The sequence below is a fragment of the Spirosoma sp. SC4-14 genome, assembly GCF_037201965.1.
Taxonomy (GTDB): Bacteria; Bacteroidota; Bacteroidia; order Cytophagales; family Spirosomataceae; genus Spirosoma.
The window spans coordinates 45,069-68,587 of sequence record NZ_CP147518.1; the positions used below are offsets into that span (position 1 = coordinate 45,069).

General features: G+C 47.4%; 23 protein-coding genes and 1 tRNA gene. 19 read left to right on the top strand and 5 right to left on the bottom strand.

Annotated features, from left to right (window positions below):
- Positions 1–23: 23 nt before the first annotated feature.
- The gene (locus WBJ53_RS00185; RefSeq protein ID WP_338874035.1) at positions 24–995 is read right to left on the bottom strand and encodes a helix-turn-helix transcriptional regulator; all 972 of its coding nucleotides are present in this window, start codon (positions 993–995) and stop codon (positions 24–26) included.
- 121 nt (positions 996–1,116) lie between these two features.
- Between WBJ53_RS00185 and WBJ53_RS00190 the strand changes: the two genes are divergently transcribed.
- The 7 genes from WBJ53_RS00190 to WBJ53_RS00220 all read left to right on the top strand — a co-directional run bounded on the left by WBJ53_RS00190 (position 1,117) and on the right by WBJ53_RS00220 (position 6,839).
- Positions 1,117–1,536 carry a DUF1772 domain-containing protein gene (locus tag WBJ53_RS00190; protein ID WP_338874036.1) on the top strand — a complete coding sequence of 140 codons (420 nt, stop codon included), beginning with the start codon at positions 1,117–1,119 and terminating at the stop codon, positions 1,534–1,536.
- Between the two features lie 821 nt (positions 1,537–2,357).
- Positions 2,358–3,179, top strand: coding sequence for a hypothetical protein (locus WBJ53_RS00195; protein ID WP_338874037.1), 822 nt, complete (start codon positions 2,358–2,360; stop codon positions 3,177–3,179).
- A 39-nt stretch (positions 3,180–3,218) separates the two neighbouring features.
- Positions 3,219–4,247 (top strand): S41 family peptidase, encoded by a 1,029-nt coding sequence (locus tag WBJ53_RS00200; protein WP_338874038.1) that lies wholly within the window; start codon positions 3,219–3,221, stop codon positions 4,245–4,247.
- Between the two features lie 124 nt (positions 4,248–4,371).
- Complete coding sequence (locus WBJ53_RS00205; protein WP_338874039.1) at positions 4,372–5,406, top strand: histidine kinase; 1,035 nt, start codon at positions 4,372–4,374, stop codon at positions 5,404–5,406.
- Entirely contained in the window at positions 5,403–6,188 is a 786-nt protein-coding gene (locus WBJ53_RS00210) for a LytTR family DNA-binding domain-containing protein (protein ID WP_338874040.1), read from the top strand. Before WBJ53_RS00205 ends, WBJ53_RS00210 begins: the two co-directional genes overlap by 4 nt.
- Before the next feature lie 76 nt (positions 6,189–6,264).
- On the top strand, positions 6,265–6,390 hold the full coding sequence (locus tag WBJ53_RS00215; protein ID WP_338874041.1) for a hypothetical protein: 126 nt from the start codon (positions 6,265–6,267) through the stop codon (positions 6,388–6,390).
- A gap of 17 nt (positions 6,391–6,407) precedes the next feature.
- The gene (locus WBJ53_RS00220; protein WP_338874042.1) at positions 6,408–6,839 is read left to right on the top strand and encodes a hypothetical protein; all 432 of its coding nucleotides are present in this window, start codon (positions 6,408–6,410) and stop codon (positions 6,837–6,839) included.
- A gap of 400 nt (positions 6,840–7,239) precedes the next feature.
- Here the strand turns inward: WBJ53_RS00220 and WBJ53_RS00225 are convergent.
- Positions 7,240–7,312 (bottom strand) — tRNA-Phe (locus WBJ53_RS00225).
- 141 nt (positions 7,313–7,453) lie between these two features.
- Between WBJ53_RS00225 and WBJ53_RS00230 the strand changes: the two genes are divergently transcribed.
- From WBJ53_RS00230 to nadD, 7 genes are all read left to right on the top strand, one after another.
- Positions 7,454–8,845 carry a 4Fe-4S dicluster domain-containing protein gene (locus WBJ53_RS00230; RefSeq protein ID WP_338874043.1) on the top strand — a complete coding sequence of 464 codons (1,392 nt, stop codon included), beginning with the start codon at positions 7,454–7,456 and terminating at the stop codon, positions 8,843–8,845.
- A gap of 100 nt (positions 8,846–8,945) precedes the next feature.
- Positions 8,946–9,749 carry a (Fe-S)-binding protein gene (locus WBJ53_RS00235; RefSeq protein ID WP_338874044.1) on the top strand — a complete coding sequence of 268 codons (804 nt, stop codon included), beginning with the start codon at positions 8,946–8,948 and terminating at the stop codon, positions 9,747–9,749.
- Positions 9,750–9,829: 80 nt separating this feature from the next.
- On the top strand, positions 9,830–10,327 hold the full coding sequence (locus tag WBJ53_RS00240; RefSeq protein ID WP_338874045.1) for a hypothetical protein: 498 nt from the start codon (positions 9,830–9,832) through the stop codon (positions 10,325–10,327).
- 270 nt (positions 10,328–10,597) lie between these two features.
- The gene (locus WBJ53_RS00245; protein ID WP_338877131.1) at positions 10,598–11,272 is read left to right on the top strand and encodes a sigma-70 family RNA polymerase sigma factor; all 675 of its coding nucleotides are present in this window, start codon (positions 10,598–10,600) and stop codon (positions 11,270–11,272) included.
- Positions 11,273–11,400: 128 nt separating this feature from the next.
- Positions 11,401–11,643 carry a hypothetical protein gene (locus WBJ53_RS00250; protein WP_338877132.1) on the top strand — a complete coding sequence of 81 codons (243 nt, stop codon included), beginning with the start codon at positions 11,401–11,403 and terminating at the stop codon, positions 11,641–11,643.
- A 165-nt stretch (positions 11,644–11,808) separates the two neighbouring features.
- Positions 11,809–12,408, top strand: coding sequence for a guanylate kinase (gmk, locus tag WBJ53_RS00255; protein ID WP_338874046.1), 600 nt, complete (start codon positions 11,809–11,811; stop codon positions 12,406–12,408).
- Positions 12,409–12,453: 45 nt separating this feature from the next.
- On the top strand, positions 12,454–13,026 hold the full coding sequence (gene nadD, locus WBJ53_RS00260) for a nicotinate (nicotinamide) nucleotide adenylyltransferase (protein ID WP_338874047.1): 573 nt from the start codon (positions 12,454–12,456) through the stop codon (positions 13,024–13,026).
- 15 nt (positions 13,027–13,041) lie between these two features.
- Here the strand turns inward: nadD and WBJ53_RS00265 are convergent, their stop codons facing one another.
- The 3 genes from WBJ53_RS00265 to cysS all read right to left on the bottom strand — a co-directional run bounded on the left by WBJ53_RS00265 (position 13,042) and on the right by cysS (position 16,102).
- On the bottom strand, positions 13,042–13,422 hold the full coding sequence (locus WBJ53_RS00265) for a hypothetical protein (protein WP_338874048.1): 381 nt from the start codon (positions 13,420–13,422) through the stop codon (positions 13,042–13,044).
- Between the two features lie 91 nt (positions 13,423–13,513).
- Positions 13,514–14,533 (bottom strand): M28 family peptidase, encoded by a 1,020-nt coding sequence (locus WBJ53_RS00270; protein WP_338874049.1) that lies wholly within the window; start codon positions 14,531–14,533, stop codon positions 13,514–13,516.
- A gap of 81 nt (positions 14,534–14,614) precedes the next feature.
- Entirely contained in the window at positions 14,615–16,102 is a 1,488-nt protein-coding gene (cysS, locus tag WBJ53_RS00275) for a cysteine--tRNA ligase (protein ID WP_338874050.1), read from the bottom strand.
- Between the two features lie 260 nt (positions 16,103–16,362).
- Here cysS and WBJ53_RS00280 point away from each other — a divergent pair, with 260 nt between their 5' ends.
- The 5 genes from WBJ53_RS00280 to WBJ53_RS00300 all read left to right on the top strand — a co-directional run bounded on the left by WBJ53_RS00280 (position 16,363) and on the right by WBJ53_RS00300 (position 23,468).
- A complete protein-coding gene (locus WBJ53_RS00280) occupies positions 16,363–17,598 on the top strand; it encodes a hypothetical protein (protein ID WP_338874051.1) in 1,236 nt (411 codons plus the stop codon).
- Positions 17,599–17,692: 94 nt separating this feature from the next.
- Positions 17,693–18,610, top strand: a complete 918-nt coding sequence (locus WBJ53_RS00285; protein WP_338874052.1) for a PfkB family carbohydrate kinase — start codon at positions 17,693–17,695, stop codon at positions 18,608–18,610.
- A 225-nt stretch (positions 18,611–18,835) separates the two neighbouring features.
- On the top strand, positions 18,836–20,035 hold the full coding sequence (locus tag WBJ53_RS00290; protein ID WP_338874053.1) for a glycosyltransferase: 1,200 nt from the start codon (positions 18,836–18,838) through the stop codon (positions 20,033–20,035).
- Positions 20,036–20,441: 406 nt separating this feature from the next.
- Positions 20,442–21,263: a TolC family protein gene (locus WBJ53_RS00295; RefSeq protein WP_338874054.1), complete on the top strand. Its 822-nt coding sequence runs from the start codon at positions 20,442–20,444 to the stop codon at positions 21,261–21,263.
- 9 nt (positions 21,264–21,272) lie between these two features.
- Complete coding sequence (locus WBJ53_RS00300; protein WP_338874055.1) at positions 21,273–23,468, top strand: lipopolysaccharide biosynthesis protein; 2,196 nt, start codon at positions 21,273–21,275, stop codon at positions 23,466–23,468.
- The last annotated feature ends 51 nt before the right edge of the window (positions 23,469–23,519 follow it).

Below are 23,519 nucleotides of genomic sequence, written 5' to 3' on the forward strand. Positions count from 1 at the left end.
GAATTTAATGACAGAGGTTTAGGCTAACCAGACTTTGCATACTGTTTAGGCTTTTGACCTAGATGATCTACAAAGACCCGCGTAAAATGGCTTAGGTTTTCAAATCCTAGCCGATAGCCCGTCTCTGACACCGATAGCTTCGCTTCCCGCAACAGCCGGGCCGCTTCTTGCATACGCACTGTCTGGTAATACGCGTAAAGGCTCAGACCGAAGACCTGCCGAAATAAGCGCCGGAGTTTACTTTCGCTCATGCCTGCCACCCAAGCCAGTTGAGGGATGCTTGGCGCTTTACGTAAATCCTTGATCAACTCGTTCCGTATCATAAACAGCGTCTTACCCTCATCTTCCCGAAGCGGATAAACCGTTTTCGTCTCGCGCTGTAACAGTTCACTCATAAACTGATAGACTAACTCCTGACCTTTAACGGTAACGTAAAATGCGAATAGCGGGTCCGTTTCGGGATGGGCCAGCAGATCACTGGCAATCTGTTGAACAGCCAGTGATCCCATTTCTTCATAAAGGTATGATTGACGACCGCCCAGCAGGGTCTGTACCAGCGGTTTTTGAGCTTGTTGCCCCAGGAGCTGCCCCAACAAGTCGGCGTTAATGCCGACAATGATGGTCTGAATGAGTGTACCGGCGGGAAAAAAAACAGCTAAATCTAGATCGCTTGAGCTTACCTGTACCGCTGGCAGCATTCGACTAGCCGATGGGCGAGCGGGCGGAGTAGACATGGACACTAGGTTGCGAAAACTAAATGTAATCATCGGCTGATGGCCCGCTTCGGTCTGACGCCGTAGCTCCACGTCCCGGCTGAGGGTGTAGTGGTGCACCATCACAAATAGAAGCGGATTCAGCATGAACCGCCGGATAGTCCCCATTCCCAAAGCGGAAGGAAAGGCCATCTCCATTAAGCCGGTGTTGGTAGCATGGCTTTCTTCGGGTAGCACCTTAATCCGACCGACTGGCCCTGAGGAGTCAATCTCAAATTGCATTTGACTGAATACGACTATTTATTAGCTAAATATAGGTATTTCCTTTCTTTTCTGAGCATGAATTTTGTCCCATTCAAAATGAGATGACTCATCAACGGCTAGAAAATAGCCATTACTCATCATGACATTAAAATGCTTTGAACTCATCAATCTAGTCTTGTCGGCTCTTGTCGGCGGCATGTACTGGGGCCCTTGGCTAGCCCTGAGCCGCTCGCTAAATACATTCGACCCAGGCGTGTTTCTGGCCATTACCCACCGACTTAATCAAAATATGGCGGGCCTGATGACCTACCTCACTCCGTTGGGGCTGCTCTCTACCCTGCCTACGCTGTACCTGTCGTTCGGTAGCCAGCCGACTACTTTCTGGTTCACGCTGGCGGGTTTTATCGGCTTTCTGACTGCGCTCCTCGTTACGGTATGGATTGAGGTACCCCTTGTGATGCAGATTGTACACTGGGATGCCTCGGCTCTGCCCATCAATTGGATGCAGCTGCGCGACCGATGGATGAACTTTCATTGGCTTCGGGTTATGGGGGATTGATTGGGCTGGTCCTACTAGCCGCTGGTGCCCTTTTCTAATCCGTTAATACCCTATCGAATCCTTCTAATAACGGCTGAAACTACGCTAAATATGATGAGAACAATACTATGCTGGGGAATACCGCTAGAGCTGTGGGCCGCGCCTACGTTCGCACAAGGTGCACTGACGGTCAACATAACCGGCTTCAATAACGAGTAGGGACACAGTGTAAGATCTGGCTCTTCAACTCAGCCGATGGATTTCCCTCCGACGACAAAAAGGCCCTGCGCTGTGTGTGTAGGCACCCATCAACAGGCTAAGCAGCCGGGTCGTGTTCAATCAACTGCACACCGGTTCCTACGCGCTGGCCGTAGCGCACCGAGGGCAACTGGCTAGAGCGCAGAAAAACTTATGCAGGCGCACTAATAGCTTAATCCGTTTACCGCTCATGGGTAAATCGGCTAGAGTGCCTTGATAGAAACTATGAACTCGGCGAGTGAGCGTGACGGTATTGGTTGCTAACAACCGAATGATCACATCATCTGACTTGTTGACCACAAAGCATAAATCCAGGAGGAAACAGTGGAGATAAATCCATATCCACTCAAACTCGAAAAACTGCCAGGATTCGCCTAAAGTGACGCTGAACCAGCTTGTACCGAAATCAGTTGGTCTCTATCTTCGAAATCTTCAATTTCAAGCACTTGCCGGCGGAATATCCAGCCTTTTCAGTGCGTTTTTTTTACGCATAAATACCCCTCTTTTCCAGTTCGTCGGCAATTGATTGAGAACCTGATTTGGATATGACAGCTTTGCGATGTAAACCAAACAACATTGCACGAATGAACCTCTTTCCAAAAGCTGCCTGCTTCGCTGCTCTGGTTCTGGCTGGCCTAACGGCCACCGCTCAATCGTACCGCAACAGCATCGGCTTGTCTATCGGTACGCTTCATCTTCGTACGCTCGACCAGCAGGCATCACCGCTTCGATACGGAGGCACCGTTTATCCGCTATACGGGTTCAGGTTTCATCACCATAGTGACCAGTCGCAGTTTAATCTGCGGCTGTCGGGTGGAATGGGCCTGCTGAACCCCGAACGGTTCGGCCCTCGAACCTACTCGACCAAGTTGGGCGACGGTACGCCGTTTTCCTACCAGATTTCTTCAGAATTATATCACGTCAACATTGAAGCGGATTACCTCCGGCGGGTCGGTGGGGCTGAGCCCGGCCGGTTCAATACGTGGGTGGGTGGCTCAATTAGCGAATCGCTGCTTTACGCGGATGAAGTAGCTAATTTCCCCTGGCTCATCAACACGGCTACGTTCTCACCCGTAGTGCAGACTGATTACACGTTCGCAGCCGGACACAGCCTGACGCTGCGGGTCGATATGGCCGTTGTGGGGCTGATCACCCGCGCCATCTGGGCCAGCTTCCCTAAATCAACAGCCGACAACAACGTTGTCGCCTACTTCAAACAAGGCACACACCCGGCTACAGTTGGTAAGTTGGGCGATGTTAAGGTGCAACTGGGTTACTCGTACCGCCTGAGTCCACGCCTGAGTGTCGGTGCTATGTATCGCGCCCGCTACCTGTCGTACCCCGACCCTCGTCCGGTCCGCGCTTTTAGTAGTTCCATAGCCCTGGAAGGCGAAGTTCATTTTTAATATTCGTAGACAACCTATAAAGCCCTCCGGCGAATAATCATGAAAAAGTCGCTCTTTTCCATTCTCATCCTTGGCGTATCTACGCTGTTTGCCGCATGCTCGAACCGATTCATCGGCCCTGAAATGCCCAACAACCCCGTTACCAATTTCGACCATCTGTGGGGCGAATATGACCGGCTCTACGGCGCGTTTGAACCCAAAAAACTCGACTGGGATGCGCTCTATAAGACCTACCGCCCTCAAGTGAACGAGCAGACCACCGACGCGGACCTATATCGGGTAATGACGGCGTTGCTTGACAACCTCGACGATAACCACGTGTACCTCCGCCCCACAGCCAATACCGGTTTGCCCTGGTATGACGGGGGTGTTCTGGGTCGCACCCGGGAGCGGACGTATGACGGTGCAGTTGTGAAGCGTTACCTGACCGAAAGCCGGACGTTCACCAACGAGTTTAGTACCGGTAAACTGCCCGGCAACGTGGGTTACATCCTGCTGAAAGGTTTTGAAAACAACATAGCCACCTACGGCAAAACAATGGACTCGGTGCTGACGTATTTCCGGGATACGAAAGGATTGATTATCGACCTGCGCGACAATGGCGGTGGCGAAGACCGCGTAGCGCAGTACATCGCCAACCGATTTGCTACTGAGCGACACCTGTCGTTTACGTCCCGACTGCGTAACGGCCCTCAACACACCGATTTCGGCCCCGAGCTCCGATTTTATACCGAACCAGCGGGTAGCTTCCAATACACCAAACCGGTTGTTGTGCTGACAAATCTATCGTCGTATAGCTCAGCCGAAACGTTTATGCTGGCTATGCTTCAGAACAAAACCGTCACGCAGGTTGGTGACGTAACGGGCGGGGCTTTTTCCGATGCCGTGCCACGCGACCTGCCCAACGGCTGGAGTTTCCGCGTACCTATCGCCGACGTGCGCGATGCCACCGGCCGTAACCTCGAAGGTATTGGTATTGTGCCGAAGGTACTGGTCAAAAACAAGCCCGAGGAACTGAAAGCAGGTCATGACCGGGCGTTGGAAACGGCCATTGAATTGCTTCGGTAAATTAGGTGTATATGTTTTGTGGCATGAAGGTTTATACGTGTGTGTAAGTCAAGGACATCCCACTGCGATTCTCTCCCGTATTTCGTCAAACCACTATACATTTAAAAACATAAAAATTCCCTCGATGATCCCCTTAAACGACCGTTGGTTTCGGCTGGTGGGTATCCCGCTCGTGGCCCTGCTGGGCGACTGGATTTTCTACGATGAAATCAATCGGCAGCACGGCTTGCCCTTCTGGATCGATTACCTGGTTAGTCTGGTCGAAGTATCGCTGCTGTGGACGATTAGCCGATACGGAATTCTTCAGTCACGTCGCCGTTATCCGAGGCTGAATCAGACGCGGCAGCGGGTAATTTTTCAGGCGCTGTGGTTTTTGCTGATTACGGGTCTGTTCCGGCTGATGACCTCAACACTCTACGACTTAACCATGATTTGGGGCTACCAATACACCCCCCTTCGGTACCTGTATAACATCGCGGTGGGCATCTTCTGCGTCATTCCCATCGCGGCCATCTATGAAGGATTATACCTGTATCGCCAGTGGCGGACGACGTATTATGAGGCCGAAGAACTAAAGAAAATGAGCCTGCAAACCCAACTTGAATCGTTACGCGAACAGGTCAAACCGCACTTTCTATTCAACAGCCTGAACACCTTGCAGGGATTGGTAATGGAAGATGAGAAAGAACAGGCCGTTTCATTTATCATCAACCTCTCTCAGGTGTACCGCTATCTGCTCCAAAGCAATGAGCAGTTGGTTATCCCTTTGGCGAAGGAACTGGAGTTTATTCGGGCTTACGTGGCCCTGCTCAAAACCCGCTTCGAGCAGGGCTTAGTGCTGCAAATTGATGTAGCGCCGGAGATGCTCGCTTACAGTCTGCCCCCGCTAACCGTTCAAATGCTGGTCGAAAACGCGGTGAAGCACAACCGGCTGTCGGCCCTCTACCCGCTCACGATTCGCATTTATACCGATGCGGCTCAGAACGTAGTGGTGGTCAACAACCGGCAACCCAAGCAGTCGCCAGTTCCATCAAACCGGCTGGGACTAACCAACATTGCGGCTAAATACCGGCTGTTTAACCAACCTGATATCGTTATTCACCAAACCGACGCGATCTTCCAGGTCGCCGTTCCCCTACTCAAACCTCAACCGGTATGAACGTATTGATTGTCGAAGACGAAGCCGTAGCCGCTCGTCAACTAAAAGCCATGCTGGGCCGGGCAGGCGATGACATTTCGGTGCTGGCTGTGCTGAACAGTATCGAAACTGCTGTAGCTTACCTGCGCCAGTCGCCCCGGCCCGACCTGATTCTGCTGGACATTGAACTCTCGGACGGGCAAAGCTTTGAGATATTTAACCAGGTGACCGTGACGAGTCCGGTCATCTTCACCACGGCCTACGATGAGTACGCCCGGCGGGCTTTTGAGGTCAACAGCGTTGATTATCTGCTCAAACCCATTGAGGAAGCTGCCCTGCACAAAGCGCTGGATAAGTTTCGGCAACTACGTCAGACCTACGGTGGTACACTGCCGGAGGGATTATTGGTACCTATTGACGAATTGGTGCGTCAGATTAATCAGTACCAACGGCCCGAAACCTGGTTCCGGGACCGGTTTCTGGTACACATGGGCCAGCGTCTGCTCCCCATTGATGTGACGGAAGTGGCCTATTTCTTTTCGGCCAACAAACTCACCTACCTCAAAACCGTTGCCGACAAGCAGTATGCAATTGATTATTCGCTCGACGAACTTGAACAGGCACTCGACCCGCGCCGGTTTTACCGGGCCAACCGGCAGTTCATCGTTGGTCATAAAGCCATTCAAAAAGTCCACCTGTATTTTACCAGTAAGCTGAAAGTAGAGCTCAACCCGGTGGCCGACGAGGAAGTCATCATCAGCCGCGAGAAAGCGATGGCGTTCCGACGCTGGCTGGGCGAATAGTATCTGTCCCAGTGGCGCTCCCCAGCCAGCGTGGTCGCAACGACTTAAAGGGGGTCGGTTACCCACCTTGCTCAACATGGCGGAAGACAAAACGACCAGTTGGCAAAACGTCGATGTGGCCAACTGGTACGGTGGTCAACCGCAAACAGTCGACTACTGTACAGGTACTGCCCTGTGGTATCACGCGGGCAAAAGCCTGTAACCATCCGGTGGGTGCTGATGCGTCTAAACAGTAAGCTAACCGGTCTGGTCAGCAACGGTCCGGCCTTAACCGCCCCTGCAATGATCGAATACTTTGTGTGTCGTTGGTCGATTGAAACAATATTTGCGTTAGTGAGAGGGCATTTAGGGGTAGAAACCCAACGGCAATGGAGTGATTTGGCTATCGGCCGCACCACACCCGTGTTGATGGGCCTATTTTCGTTGGTCACATTAGTGGCTAACTCGCTCCAGAAACGGGGATTGTTGACCTGCCAAGTAAGTAGTTGGTATATCAAACAGCACCTGATCTTCAGCGATGCCCTAGCCGGAGTTTGCCGGTATTTGTGGCAGGAAATGAATTTTCAGCCATCTGATTCGGAGGTGATACACGTAAAAATGAGCCAAGAACAGTACCCGCTATGGCAAAACGCATTGGCTTGGACTGCATAAGGCTAAAGTCAAGATAAGGGCAAGTTAGAAAATAATACAAACTATTTCTTACAGACTATTTAAATTGTGCACGCTTATATTATTTGCACGGCACAGGGTCTTTAATCGTTTGAGGAAATCAATCCTTATGAATACGGATTGTAGCGGGATTACGCCGGTAAATAGTATGCATGCATACTATTTACCGGAAAAACAAGTATATTGCGGGTGATTTCGCCGAAAAAGAGAAGAAAAAGCTGTTTTTAAGCTATTTGTATGGAGGGAAGAGCAAGGTGCAATTGAAGACAGTACCAAGCGAACGACTTATAATCAATGGATTACAGACTTAGCTCGAAAAATAAATGTTGTACCAACAAAAAAGACAGTTACAACTTTTAGCTGTAACTGTCTCATATTCTAGTGGTGATGGACGGAATCGAACCGCCGACACAAGGATTTTCAGTCCTTTGCTCTACCAACTGAGCTACATCACCAGAACGGCATGCCGTTAAACGTGGGTGCAAAAGTACGCGCTAAGATTGGTTTTGCAATAGCTAAATAGAATTTTTTTTGTATGCTAGCTAATCGACTAATTCATGTGTCTGATTGTCAGATAGATTAAGTTTTAAATGCGAATGGAAATTTTTCAACAAATTCTTTTTGTCGCAGCTCTAGCAGTTGCCGCCTGGTTGATAACGAAGCGTATTCGGCTCATTTCACGCGCTATCAGGCTGGGACGTCCTGAAAATCGATTCGATCAGCCTGACGAACGCCTTAAGACAATGCTACTGGTGGCATTTGGGCAGAAGAAAATGTTCAATAACCCACTGGTTGGATTTATGCATTTTGTTATATATGCTGGGTTTGTCATTATTAATCTGGAAATTCTGGAAATTATTCTGGACGGTATTCTGGGAACCCACCGTTTATTTGCTCCCTATATCACGTCTGTTTATCCAATTCTGATCGATGTATTTGAACTATTGGCTTTTGGCGTCCTGAGCGTTTGTATCATTTTTTTAGGTCGACGTTTTATTGCCCGTGTTAGCCGTTTGCAGGCAAGTCGCCATCATGAACTGCAAGGTTGGCCAGTTTCCGACGCTACTATTATTTTGGTTGCCGAGATTTTGCTGATGATAGCGTTTCTAACCTGGAATGCCTCCGATAGCGTTTTGCGCGATCGCGGTATTGGTCATTATGGTGCTCTACAGGGCGTGGTGCCCGATTTTCTGATTAGCCAGTTTCTGAAGCCGCTATTTACTGGCTTTAGTGATACGGGGCTGGTGGTTTATGAGCGTGTGGCCTGGTGGGCGCATATTCTGGGGATTCTGGCCTTCGCACTCTATGTTACCTATTCAAAACACCTGCATATTGCCCTAGGCTTCCCGAATGTCTACTTCTCAGACCTACAGCCTAAAGGCGAAATGCAGAATATGCCCGAAATTACCAAAGAAGTTCAGTTAGCGCTGGGGTTGCCCATTACAACAGAAGCTGATGGATCACAGGTGAATGATAATGGCCTACAATCTGGTGCAGATTCGCCAGCCGAGATTGGACGTTTCGGCGCTAAAGATGTGCAGGACCTGAAGTGGATTAATCTGATGAATGCCTATAGCTGCACAGAATGCGGCCGCTGTACGGCAGCCTGTCCGGCAAATATTACGGGTAAGAAACTGTCGCCCCGCAAAATCATGATGGATACCCGCGATCGGCTTGAAGAAGTTCAGCGCGGATGGAAAATGCACGGCAGCGAATACAAAGATGATAAATCCTTGCTCAACGATTACATTACGGCCGAGGAACTAAACGCCTGTACAACCTGTCAGGCCTGTGTGAATGCGTGTCCAATCAATATCAATCCACTTGATATTATTCTTCAGTTACGTCGCTATCGGGTTATGGAAGAGTCGCAGGCACCAGCATCCTGGAATGCTATGTTTAGTAACATCGAAAATAATATGGCTCCCTGGAAGTTCTCACCAGGCGATCGCTTCAACTGGGCCGATCAGGTAAATGACCTTAAATAAGTAGTAGGTTTATGGATGCGCTGCTTAAGAAGGGTGTATGCTCATAGGCAGACATAACCAACTACCATAAACCAACTACCGTAAGCCAACTACTGAAGACATGACACAAGAAGTAAAAACATATAAAGTACCAACCATGGCCGATATGGCTGCTTCGGGCGAAGAGCCAGAAATTTTGTTTTGGGTTGGATGCGCGGGCTCATTCGACGATCGGTATAAGCGTGTGACGATTGCCTTTGTCCGTATTCTAAATCATGTAGGAATTAAGTTTGCCGTATTAGGGCCCGAAGAAGCCTGTACGGGCGACCCCGCCCGCCGGGCCGGCAATGAATTTTTATTTCAGATGCAGGCCATGTCGAACATTCAGGTGTTAAACGGCTATAAGGTAAAGAAAATCGTTACGGCTTGTCCGCACTGTTTTAACACACTTAAGAATGAGTATCCTGAGTTAGGAGGGGCGTACGAAGTTATACACCATACGCAGTTTTTGCAGGGATTGATCAACGACGGGCGGGTTCGGGTAAAAGATGGCCAGCCGTTTAAAGGAAAAAAGATCACTTTCCACGATTCCTGTTATCTGGGCCGGGCCAATAAAATCTATGAAGCCCCCCGCGATGTACTGGCAGCGCTGGATGCTGATCTGGTTGAAATGAAGCGAGTACGGGCCAATGGGCTCTGTTGCGGAGCCGGAGGAGGGCAATATTTTAAGGAACCCGAACCCGGCAACAAAGATGTAAATGTAGAACGGGTTGAAGAAGCGCTGAGTACTGGTGCCGATACTATAGCGGTAGCCTGCCCCTTTTGTATGACGATGATGTCGGATGGCGTTAAAAATAAAAACCGGGAGGATTCGGTTCGGATTTACGATATAGCGGAGCTGATTGCCCAAAAACAGGGACTTTAAATGGGCAATAACCCCAAAAGGATGAATGTTCAACAGACGTTCGCTGTTGCTTGGTTATCGTTCTTAATTCATCATTTAAAATGTACGTTGATTTTGACAAATTGCCCGACAATGCCCGCCTTTGGGTATATCAGGCCAACCGCCCGCTCTCCGATGACGAGGTAAATGATATTGAAACTGCATTGAGACCTGCCGTGGCGCAATGGGCCGCGCATGGGCAACCACTTCTGGCTTCGGCATTTGTTATCGGAAACCGGTTTGTTGTTGTTGCCGTCGATGAAGGATATACTTTGCCTAGCGGTTGTTCAATTGATTCGTCGGTAAGAACCCTGAAAAATATTGGTAGCACCGTTGGGGTTGATTTCTTCGATCGGTCGGCAGCAGTACAGGCAGCCGATGGAACCGTAGCTACGTATTCACTACCTGAAATAAAAACGGCAGTGGCAACTGGATTACTGACACCTGACACCATACTGTTTAATACACTTGTAAAAACAAAAGCCGAGTTTTTGGCAGATTGGCAGGTCAGAGCGGCAGATTCGTGGTTAAAACGGTATTTTAAATCTGTAGGGGTCTAATATTTCGTAAATAGTACCAGTCAACCAGCCGCTAATCGCCCACCAATTAGCGGCTGGTTGGCTTTAACAGGAAAGGATCTCGAAACGTTCACTGCCAAATCGTCATATTTGCTTGATTTTGAGCTTTTTTTTAAACAAAGGATTGATTTTTGTAGTCAGATTCTAATACAGTCCAGCGAATTAGTTTTTGTATAATTATTGAATTCGTTGGGTATTGCCGACGGTAAAAGGCAATTAACTCTTACTTTTATGGCGACCATACACGAAGTTATGTCAGATACGCCAACTCGCGACGACCGGGATGCCGGACCAGACCAATTCTTACCCGACGGCGATCCAATCGATCAGCCATCGGCCGATACTCCTACACGCGGTTATACCGATGAGCAGAAGTATCAGATTTTCAACAAGGAGTTTATGCCCCACATCGACTCCATGTACAACTTTGCTTTTCGCCTGACAACCGACGAGGACGATGCCAACGATCTCGTACAGGATACTTATTTAAAGGCATTTCGGTTCATTTCCTCTTTCGAGCAAGGAACTAACGCTAAAGCATGGCTGTTTCGGATTCTGAAGAACAGCTTCATCAACGATTACAGAAAGAAAAGTAAAGAACCGGCTAAAGTAGATTATCAGGACGTTGAAACGACCTATAATTCGGAAGATGCCGAAGCAGAACATACGGTTGATCTGCGGGCAGAGTCGGTTTCAGACCTGATTGGCGATGAAGTAGCCACGGCACTGAATTCGTTACCAGTTGATTTCCGTACGGTAATCATTCTGTGTGATATTGAAGGATTCACGTACGAAGAAATGGCCAAAATTCTGGACATTCCAATTGGTACTGTTAGATCCCGATTACACCGTGCCCGGAACCTGTTGAAAGAAAAATTGCGTGATTATGCATCATCAATGGGTTATAATGAAGAAAATGAAGAATAAACCGAACTTTTTCTAACTATATTTTGGTTCTGCTAGTAACTTAACGTATCAATATTCTTGGAATAAATAAGACTTTTCCAATGCAAACGTCGTTGCCATCATCATCTTCATCCAACACAAAGCCTGAGATGAAAGAACATTGCAGTCACAGGGCTGACTGCCTGAAGATGATTCAATTAATTCTGGACGGGGAGGCTACCGAACAGCAACTCGCCAGATTGAAGGTTAATCTCGAATCATGTAAACCTTGTATCGAGATGTACCATCTCGAAAAAGAAGTAAAGGAATTGCTGACAAAAAGAATGGAAAAGCGATGCTGCCCTGAGCAGTTAGTGGCAACGATCAAAGCCAAAATACTGAGTTTCAGCTAGTGAAATTTATACTGATTTGGGGTAATTAAGGGAGTGCTTCCGCAAGCAGCCTTAGTTACCCCAAATCGTTTAATGAAGGTTTAGGGATTGTAGCGTTATGCGTAATGTGGCTACTTAGCCAGGTTTGTAAAAGGCAATCCAGAAGCCGTAAACCAATCACCCACTTTGAACGGTAAACTGATCATTTTTTCGGCCCCATCTGGTTCGGGCAAGACTACAATAGTAAAGCATTTGCTAGCCGAGAACAATAATCTCGGCTTTTCCATTTCGGCCTGCACACGCGACCGCCGGGGCCGTAGCGAAGAAAATGGAAAAGACTATTATTTTCTGACACCTGAAGAGTTCAAACAGAGAATCGACAAGGACGAATTTGTTGAATGGGAAGAAGTCTATACGGGCGCATTTTATGGAACCCTAAAGTCTGAAATTGAGCGAGTATGGGCCAATGGCAAGCATGTGCTGTTTGATGTTGATGTACAGGGCGGCTTGAAACTGAAAGAATACTATGGTGAAAAAGCACTGGCCGTATTTGTTCAGGTTCCTGACGAAGAAACACTCCGCCAGCGATTGATTGGCCGGGGCTCCGAAACGGAAGAGAGCCTGTCGAAGCGTTTATTTAAGGTTCATTTCGAAATGAGTTTTAAAGATCGCTTTGATGTGATTCTGGTTAACGATGAACTGGAAACGTCGCTGGCCAAAGCGCAGAAGCTCGTCGACGATTTTGTCAAAGAAAATAAAGTGCCTGCCAAAGGAACGGTTATTTAGCGCAGGGCCTGGGGTTGTTAATCCCTATGCCCTACTCCTACGCCCATGCACATCGGTCTATTCTTCGGCTCATTTAATCCTATCCATATTGGTCATCTGATTATTGCCAATACAATGGCTACATCGACCGATCTGGAGCAGGTATGGTTTGTTGTGTCGCCCCAAAACCCGTTTAAAAAAACGAAAAGTCTGCTGCATGAGTTCGACCGGTTCGATATGGTTGAACGGGCTATTGCCGATAATAGTCGGCTTAAAGCGACTGATATTGAGTTCTCTATGCCCAGACCCAGCTATACAATTGATACGTTGGTAAGGCTAAGCGAAAAATATCCGCAGCATACATTCGGGTTAATTATGGGAGAAGATAATCTCGACCAATTTGCCAATTGGAAAAACTACGATAAAATTCTGGAATACTATGGCTTATATGTTTATCCGCGCCCGCGGGCAGTTGCCAGTCCATTCCGAGTCCACCCAAATGTTCGCCTTATTGAGTCGCCCCTGCTGGATATTTCGGCAACCTACATCCGCGATTGCATCCGCACTAATCGCTCCATTCGCTACATGGTGCCGGATGTGGTAGAAGAAATGATTGAGCGAAAGAGGTTTTATGTGTAATACGTTTCGGGTGCGCTATGGAATGCCATTCTGGAACGTAATTTCGGTTGCCAGGCCAATGGCACTCATCCGAATTGCCACTGAACGGCTGTTGGATTTTGCACCGGGCTGGTCGCATTGAGGGCCCTTTTCGATATAATAAATATAAAACTTCTGGTTACGGTCTTCAATCTGATTAACATCTGGCCGACCGAGTAGTTCGCCGATTGTGTTGGTTGTTTTTCCTTTCAGATTTTGAATTTCTGCCTTAAAGTCGGGTTCGAGTGTGGCTCGAACACCATTACACCCACCCCGGTCGCTACGCCATTTTTTCAGATTGAGCTTACCAAACTGATCGGGAGCTGTGCTACAATCGGCCAGTAGAAAGATAATTGATAACAGGATTAAAACTCTCATACAGAATTAGCGGTTGTCGGCATAGACAGAACGAGCACAGAGATTTGGCCTCTGTGCTCGTTCTGTCTATGCCAATCTAGTCTTCATTATATTACTCTTCATTATAAAGCACTTGTAAAAGTGTTTGCCCAACAGCTTTGAGCGTGGCCCGATCAATGTTACTCATAGTGTCGTCGGCAGTATGCCAGGCAGAGAAAAAACCACCGGTTCCAATATTTGTGTGAATAATATCAATCATTGGAATTTTCGCGATTGTGTTAGGCGCAACATGGTCGTCGGTAATCTGTCCACCCGGCGTATCGACAAAATATTGGCTGTAGCCTAACTGACTGGCGGTTTGCCACACATTGTTTACGACCGATGGGGCAAACTGCATGGAAAGGCCTTCCTTCGCAAACGTGGCTCCTTTAGCTCCGACCATGTCCAGCAAAATTCCGTAGTAAGCCGAGTAGCCGGGTTTGGGTAGGTTTTTGGCCCAATAGCGCGATCCGAGGCAGAAACCAATATAGTCGAACTGATTTCCGCTTTCTTTTTCGAAATCGTTGGCCGCTTTTTCGCCATTACCCCAGTCTTCGGCATCGAAGAAAACAATGTCGATGCCAACAGTTGGTTTTTGTTGGCTTTGCTGAATGGTGCGGGCCAGTTCGAGCAGAACACCAACTCCACTAGCGCCATCATTAGCAGCCATAACGGGTTTAGACTGGTCGGCCTTATCGGGGTCCTGATCGGCATGAGGGCGCGAATCCCAGTGCGAAGCCAGCACAATGCGCTTGCTGGCTTGTGGATTAATGCTGCCAATGATGTTTCGGGCATTCAGTTTTTTGCCATCCCAGGTGGTGGCAACAAAGTTCTGCTCTGTAACCTGGCAGCCGAACTGCTTTAATTTTGCCACCAGATAATTCCCGGCTTCAACATGAGCAGCGGTGTTAGGAACGCGTGGACCAAATTTCACCTGCTGATCAATGTACGAATACGCTGAGTCGGCATTGAAGGCAGGCGCAGTAACCGTTTTAGGTTCCTCTTTGGTCTGCGTAGTATCACTCTGCTTTGTTCGACAGGCGCTTACGGTGAATAAAAATGCCAGCGCAGTAAGTGTTATGAACTTAGTCATGATAGATCTGGATTAACCTCCAGATTAATCCACGTTATTAATCGCCTAATGGTTGTGAGCCAGCCTGGAGATTGACTCGTTTTACTCTTCGTATGCCCAGTCAATCTGGTGTTTCATATCCTTGATAGCCAGTCCCTGCGCTTTGAAGTAGGAACGAATCTGGTCTACTTTATCGTACTGCCGTTGCTCTTTGTATTCGCGGTATAATGTGAGCAGGCCCTCCAGAACAGGCTGGTTTTCGGTGCCTTCTTCTTTCAGCCCCAGCACATCCTGCATGAATGCAATAAACGAATCTTTCAGCAGATTGAATACTTCTTCACCCAGCGTGGCCGACTGAAGCTGATTCAAATAAATCATGTTGATGTACTTCAGCAATGTAAACAATTGAGCAATGCTAACGGCTGTGTTCAGATCGTCGTTCATGGCTTCGTAAAACTGCTGAACAGCTTGCCGAATGTCCTGCTGCTTGTCTTCGCTTGGTAGAACGGAATCGTCAGGTTGATACGACAGAGTTTTGATAACACGCAGGCCGTTGGCAAGTCGGCGAAACCCTTTCTGGGCGGCCTTTAACGCTTCGTTCGAAAAATCGAGCGTGCTGCGATAATGCGACTGAAGCATGAAGAACCGAACCGTCATGGGGCTATAGGGTTGCTCCAGCAAATAATGACTACCCGCAAATAGCTCAGATGGAAGAAACGAATTGCCCAACGATTTCGACATTTTCTGGCCATTAACGGTCAGCATATTCGAATGCATCCAGTACCGAACCGGATCATGACCCGTCAGACCGTCGCCCTGCGCAATTTCGCATTCGTGGTGTGGGAATTTCAGATCCATACCTCCCCCGTGTATGTCGAACTGTTTGCCGAGATATTTGGTGCTCATGCAGGTGCATTCGAGATGCCAGCCCGGAAAGCCTGCCCCCCAGGGCGAATTCCAGCGCATGATATGCTCGGGCGCAGCTCGTTTCCAGATCGCAAAATCGAGCGGATTTCGTTTTTCAGACTGGCCGTCCAGCTCACGGGTTTCGTTCAGCAGGTCGTCCAGAATACGACCCGAAAGCTTGCCATAGTTGCCACCCCGACGGTTATATTCTTCAATATCGAAATAAACGGAGCCATTCGATTCATAGGCTAAACCATTGCCCATCAAGCTTTGTACGGCTTCGATTTGCTCAACCATGTGACCCGTAGCCGTGGGTTCAATGCTGGGTGGAATGGTATTGAACTGGCCCATCACCGTATGGAAATCATTAGTGAAGCGCTGGACAATTTCCATCGGTTCCACTTTTTCCAGCTTGGCCATACGCCCAATTTTATCTTCGCCATCATCACCATCGCCAACCAGGTGTCCTACGTCGGTCAGATTCCGAACGTAGCGCACTTTATAACCAATAAATGTTAGGTAACGATACAGCGTGTCGAACGTTAAAAATGTACGGACGTTGCCAAGGTGAACATAATTATAGACCGTTGGACCACAAACGTACATACCCACATAAGGAGGGTTGAGAGGTTCAAACAGTTCTTTTTTACGGGAAAGCGTATTATACAGATGTAACGGTTGCATGAGTATGTCTACTGTTTCTTAAAAACTGATAAAGGAATGGAGTTACCCAATCGATTGGTAGCCAGGAGAGATAAGATGGTCAACAACAGCAGTGAGCTGCAGAATGGAGGATTTCCTTAATCAGCATAGCAGAATAGTCCTGTTCTTTGGGGCGAAGTTACGGATTGTTCGGCGGAAAACGGTTGCTTAAACAACGTAGCCCGAGTGCTTTTATCTATATTCGCGTTTTGTTTTGAGAATTTCTCCGCTTTGTCTCAGTAATGCAGGTAGTTGAGGTTGGCAAAAATGCCAAATATCAGAAAGAATTTATTGAATTTCCCGTACGGCTTTATCGCCAGGATGCGTGCTGGATTCGGCCATTAGATACCGATGTCGAGGAAGTATTTGACCCAACTCGAAACAAACGATTCGAGCATGGCGAATGCATTCGGTATCTGTTGCTGAACAACAACGGCGAGACTATAGGGCGTATTGCGGCTTTTGTCGACTACGAAATTGCTAACCTCGATAATGATCAGCCTACTGGCGGTATCGGCTTTTTTGAATGTATAGACAATCAGAAAGCGGCCTTTATGCTGTTCGATGCCGGGAAAAGCTGGCTACAGGGCCATGGAATGGAAGCGATGGATGGTCCTGTCAATTTCGGCGATCGCGACCGCTGGTGGGGTTTGCTGGCCGATGGGTTTGAGCGTGAGCCGAACTATTGTATGCCCTACACGAAGCCATATTATATTGCGTTCTTCGAAAATTACGGCTTTAAGGATTATTTCAAACAGTTTACGTTTGGCATTCCTACTACCTGGGACAAGCTGACCGATATGTCGCAGGCAGTGAAAGACCGGGCTCAGCGCGTATATGACAATCCGGATTATAGCTTCCGAAAAATCGACAAAACACATCTGCCTGCGGCTGCCGAACAGTTTCGGCATATTTATAATGCGGCCTGGGGGGCGCACAGCGGAGTTAAGGAAATGTCGGCCGGGCAGGCTCAGGTGCTCATGCAGAAACTGAAACCGGTTATCGACGATAAAATCATCTATTTTGCCTACTACCGTGACGAGCCGGTTGCTTTTTTCGTCTGTTTGCCTGAGTTGAATCAAGTATTCAAGTACGTAAATGGTAAACTCGACCTGATTGGTAAGCTGAAGTTTTTGTGGCATATGGTTATGAAAACCAATCACAAAGCGTTCGGTGTCGTGTTTGGCGTAGCTCCAGAACATCAGGGTAAAGGGGTTGAAGCGGCAATTGCATTGCGGATGCCATATGAAGCAGCACACAACCCTAATTTTCAGTATACCGAGCTCGAAATGAACTGGGTTGGCGATTTCAACCCGATTATGGTACGGTTTGTGAGCCAGCTAGGCTCGAAGATCGTAAAAACACATATTACGTATCGTAAACTATTCGACGAAACAAAACCATTTAAACGCTGCCCGGTGATTGGGCGGAAAAGCCCCCTGGCCCCCAAAGGGGGAAGTGCTGCCACAGGCACTTAAGCTGTGCCTTATATTACTGACTGCATAGCTACTCATGCGGCAGCACTTCTCCCTTTGGGGGTTAGGGGGCTTTCATACATAAACCAAATTTAAAATGAGCTTACTTACTGTTGGTTCGGTGGCGTTCGATGCCCTGGAAACCCCGTTCGGTAAAACCGACAAAATCATTGGTGGTTCTGGCACCTATATTACCCTTTCGGCATCCTATTTCACGCAAGAAAATAACCTGGTGGCTGTTGTGGGCGACGATTTTCCACACACCATGATCAACGATTTTAACCAACACGGAATTAATACCGAAGGGTTGCAGGTTCGGGCAGGCGAAAAAACGTTTTTCTGGTCGGGTCGCTACCATAACGATATGAACAGTCGTGATACGCTGGAAACCCAACTGAACGTGATGGAAGATTTTGATCCGATCATTCCAGATTCGTATCAGAACTGTCAGTACCTGATGCTGGGCAATACGGCACCGGCCATTCAGCAAACCGTGATTGAGCGATTGAAGAACCGCCCCAAACTAATCATGCTCGATACGATGAATCTCTGGATTAACATTGCAAATCCAGACCTGATGAGCGTATTGAAACTGGTCGACATTCTGGTTGTTAATGACGAAGAGGCCCGCCAGCTCACGCATGAATACTCACTGGTGCGGGCTGCTGCCAGAATCCATGCCATGGGCCCCAAAACAGTTATTATTAAAAAAGGCGAACATGGCGCTTTGCTCTTTGGCGAAGGGCGTATCTTTTTTGCTCCCGCTTTGCCACTGGAAGAAGTCTTCGACCCAACCGGAGCGGGCGATACGTTTGCCGGAGGCTTCATTGGCTATCTGGCTAAAACCGACGATACATCATTCGACAACATGAAACGGGCCATTATTTATGGCTCGGCAATGGCTTCATTCTGTGTAGAAAAGTTCGGTGCCGAACGGATTATGAACCTTACAGAGGCTGAAATTCAGGATCGGGTCAGTGAGTTTGTAAAGCTGTCGGCCTTTGGACTGGAATAAACGGCCTGATAGTGTCGGTAGTTGACGGAGTTCGACGTAGGAACGTTGGAGAAGTTGGCTACCGACGCATTTTTTTATTATTTACGAAATCAAACGGCCTGTTGTTACTACTATTGTTTTAATCGGAATATTGATAGATAAAATTTTGGTTTTACTTTTATTACAATTATCTATGAATCGTTAATGCGTTTATAAGAAGGGCCTGATAGTCGAAATAGATCAGCTATGTCTATACTATATTTTATCGCTCTGTTTTTTTTAGGATATCTAGCATTATCTGTACTTTATCTGGCTGTCTTTGCTGTTGCCGGGCGGCTTGGCCGGGCCGACGATCATTACCCGTCCAGTCAGCCACTGGTATATAAGAAAATAGGTGTGCTCATTCCGGCTTATAAGGAAGATGCCGTCATTATCGATTCGGTTGCTGCAAATCTGAAGCAGAACTATCCGGCCGACAAATTTGAACTGATTGTTATTGCCGATTCGTTTCAGCCGCATACATTGGCCAAACTGGCCACTATGCCTGTTCGGGTAATTGTAGTAGCTTTCGAAAAATCGACCGTTTCCAAAGCCCTGAATGCAGCACTTGCCCAGATTCCAGATGATCAGTATGAGATTCTGGTTGTGTCGGATGCCGATAATCATATGGCTCCCGATTTTCTGAGCCGGATCAATACCGCATTTGCTCAGGGCTGGAAAGCTGTGCAGGGGCATCGGGTGGCAAAGAATACCGATACGAGTGTTGCGGTTTTAGACGCTATCAGCGAAGAAATCAATAACCATATTTTTCGGAAGGGAAGTAGAGCTTTAGGGTTAGCTTCTTCGATTATTGGTTCGGGAATGGCTTTTGAACCAGCTTTGATGAAAAAGGGAATGGCCGACCTGCACACAATGGGCGGCTACGACAAAGAGCTGGAAATGAATATTATTCTGGCCGGGAATGGGATCGCTTACCTGGAAGATGCCTTTGTTTATGATGAAAAAGTAGCTAAGCAAGCCGTGTTTGAAAACCAGCGTACTCGCTGGATTGCGGCTCAATGGCAGTTTCTGACACATTACTTTAGAAGGGGTGTTACGGAGTTTGTCAACGGACGCATGGCCAGTGCTTTTAAAGTTATTCAGGCAATGGTATTGCCACGAGTTTTACTACTTGGTATACTTTTTGTTTGTATACTTTTAGGGTTGCTAACGGGACATACTGCATTATGGTTAATTCCTTTACTTTCGTTAGCGATGCTATGTGTCAGTCTGTATATTTCAGTACCCGATTACCTACGAAAACGGATTTCTACCCGAGAGTTGATGCTCGTTCCGGTATTGATGCTTCGTTTTGCGCGGGCTATTTTCAATATGCGGAAAGCATTTAAAAGTTTCATGCCTACTCCGCATACAAATACACCAGACCCATCTTCAGATAAAGCTTAAATTCATGCGCTTTAGCTGAAAATTCTTTTTAAATGCAGCTAGTCTGTAAATCCGTTGGATATATAGGCCCAAAAGCTGCATATACTCTTTTTGAAGCCATCTACTTTAAGCGTCCAGAACAGATGTACGCAAAGTAGATGGCTTCAATGTTATTAAGTATATGGGTTTTGTCTAATTGTAAGGTTAAATAATTCTAATTCTTAGGATTGTTCAAAAAATAGAAAAAATTAACAATGTGACACCGTAGGCAAATAACCGTCAAAAGTTTACGAGAGTCTACTAGATGGACAGATAAAGTGGCAAATCTGAACGTTAAGGATAGATAAAAGGGTAGTATATAAACAGTTGCTTTCCTGAATTTGGGAATGAGGGCTTAGGTGAAAGCGAATTGCAAACTTATTTTATAATGAAATTTTATATTTATGGTCAGTTGGTAACTACGTATTGTCGAACTGTCCTGATTTTATTATTCGGCGTCCTATCAATTACTACCTGCCTCGGGCAGAAAGTAAGCGGTAGAAGGCTGATGATGTTTGGTACGTCGTCGGGAGCAGCAAATGATACGGTCTATCTTGATATCGATCAGGATATTGCCGTTCAGTTAATTCCGTTCGAAGAATTGTTGAAAATGGCCATTACCAACTCTCCTCTAATTAAATATCAAAACGAGGTTGCCAACTCGCTGGATGCCACTTATCACGCTTCTAAGGCCCAAATTTTACAGAATGTGTCGGGGTTTGGTAACTATTCGGGTGGTAATCAAACCATTCTTTCATCGGGAGCGGCAGTGACCGGGCGCGATCCGATAGGTCAAATTGCTAACGGGTATCGTGCCGGGGTTGACGTTCGGATTTCACTATACGATCTGTTTGGTCGCAAACATCAGATTCGGCAGGCTTATTCGAACTATCGGGCGGCTGTGATTCAGAAAGAAACGATCGAACAGCAGATAAAACGCGAACTGGTGTCGATCTATCAGGATATGATTACATCGCAACAGATACTAAAGCTACGTTTGATCGACGAACAGGCTTCACTGGCTGCTTATCGTATAGCAGAGGTTGAGATTCAGAAAGGCAAAATAACGGCCGACCAACTGGCAAGTGCCACAAGTCGGTATATAGAAACGAAATCAGTGTCGGAGCAGGTTAAAGGCGACTTCCTGAAAAATGTACACTTTTTTGAAACATTAATGGGTGTTCCAATTCAACGGTTGAAGCGTAATTAACAGAATCGTATGACAGTCGATGCATTTTTACGGCTTCTAAAGCAGAATATACTCTGGTTTATTCTAATTCCGTGTGTAACGGCCGGAACGGCATTTTTCGTTACCAGAAATGAACCGAAAGTATATAAATCGGAGGCTACGTTATATACGGGCCTGGTATCGCGCTATTCCTTACTTTCTGATAAGCAGGGCGGCTTTGTCGATCGGTCGGCCAGTGCCATTGATAACATCCTGACAACGCTGACCTCAAAAGAAACACTCATGCAAATTGGGGTCGATCTTTTGACCGACCATTTGCGGCTCCGCCAGCCCGATACACTTGTTTTAGCCGCGCCGGGCTATGATCAGCTTCGGCAGGCAATTCCGGTTCAGTGGCAAAACCTGTTGCTGATGGACAGCGATTCGGCTCATTTGCACCATGTAGTTGATAGTCTGGCCAGATCACAATTCGACAATCCAGTAAAAACACTATTGGTTAAGTCGAAATCGAATTATTCGATACAGGAGATGGCCGAAAAGTTGAAAGCTTCGGCTCGGAAAAATACGAACGACGTACTAACGATGGAGTACGAAGCCAATGATCCGGCGGTAGCGCAATATACGCTTGTGTATGCCATTAAGGCTTTAAATAAGCGATATTCGACCCTTAAATCGTCTGAAACCAATTCGGTGGTTGGCTATTACGAAGAGAAGCTGCAAAAAGCGAAACAAACACTCGATCAGGCCGAAGCCAATTTGCGGGCGTTTAATACGAACCATAACGTACTGGATTACGACGAAGAAGCTCGCAATGTGGCCACCTCGCGTGAAGCGCTTATTAATGAGTACAATCAGGAATTGATGCGCAAAAATGCGGCCAAAGCATCACTGGATGCGCTCAATAAACGAATGGGTCAGCAGAGTACATTGAATGCCGCCAATGCCGATCTGAACGATAAGCAGAAAAAATTGTCGGATGCCGAAAATAAGCTGGCTAATGCACGGGCTTATGGGCAACCGAAAAATGTAATAAACCGGTTGCAGGATGCCGTTACGCGGGCTTCTGAAGATCTGAAATCCAGCGCTCAGAAATACGATGCGGTGACTAACACATCGGACGCCGTAACGGCTCAGGAGCTGGCCAGTGAACGAATGACCAAATCGCTGGAATACGAAGAGTCGGTGGCTCGCCTGGAGCTCTATAAAAAGCGAATGGATGAGTATCAGGTCAAGACCAATGAGTATACGCCATTGGGTTCGCAGCTTCGGCAATTACAGCGTGATCTGAGTGTAGCAGAAAAAGAATACCTGGATCTGTTGCAGCAGGTTGAGCAATCGCAGACCCGACAACAGGACATTGCTATTGGTGGGTCGCTGGAAATTATGGATGCGCCCGATTATCCGTTGGCCCCCCAACTCTCGAAGCGGCTGCAACTCGTAGCTATAGGAGCAGGAGCCGGAATTTTTATTGCCCTGCTGCTGACAGCCCTGCGTTTCTGGCTCGATAACCGGATTCATTCGCCCGAACAGGCCGAGCAGATGATTGGAATGCCCGTTACGGCATTGTTCCCAATCGTGAAAAAACCCAATGTGTTTTCACGGGCAACATTGGCTACCCGCAACACATTCGAGCAGCTATTCAATACAATAAACGTTGAAATTGCCCAGGGAGCTACCAAATCGCATCCGCCAATTATTACGCTTTTCAGTATAGGATCAAAGCAGGGAAAGAGCTGGGTAGCCAATGGGTTGAACCAGTTGTATGCCGATGCCGACCAGCAGGTAGCTTATTGTTATCCGCGTGTGACGGGCAAAGAGCAACGGGAATATTTTAAGGGCGTTACGTACTTTCCCTATACAATCCGTCCGGATTTTATGAACGTTACGGGCATCGATTATCTGATTGATTATAAAGATGGTTTCGATGCATCGCAGTTTGATCGGGTAATCCTTGAGCTGCCTTCTTTACTGAACAACCAGATACCGGTATATCTTCTTAAAAATGGTGCACTGTCGCTGCTGGTTGTCGATGCCAATAGTGCCTGGGGGCGGGCAGAGAAACAATTGTTAAGTCTGTACATACGGGTAACAAATCAGCCCATATTTACAATCTTGAATAAAGTTGAAGGGAATTATATTGCCGTTCCAGGACGCGACGATATTAAGCCTGTTTCAACAACGTCAGAGCGCTCATTGCTAGCTAAGCGTAATATGAATCTATCATAAATTTGGGGTGATACACTCAGTGAAGCCTGGACAGACTCGCTGTTAGCAACC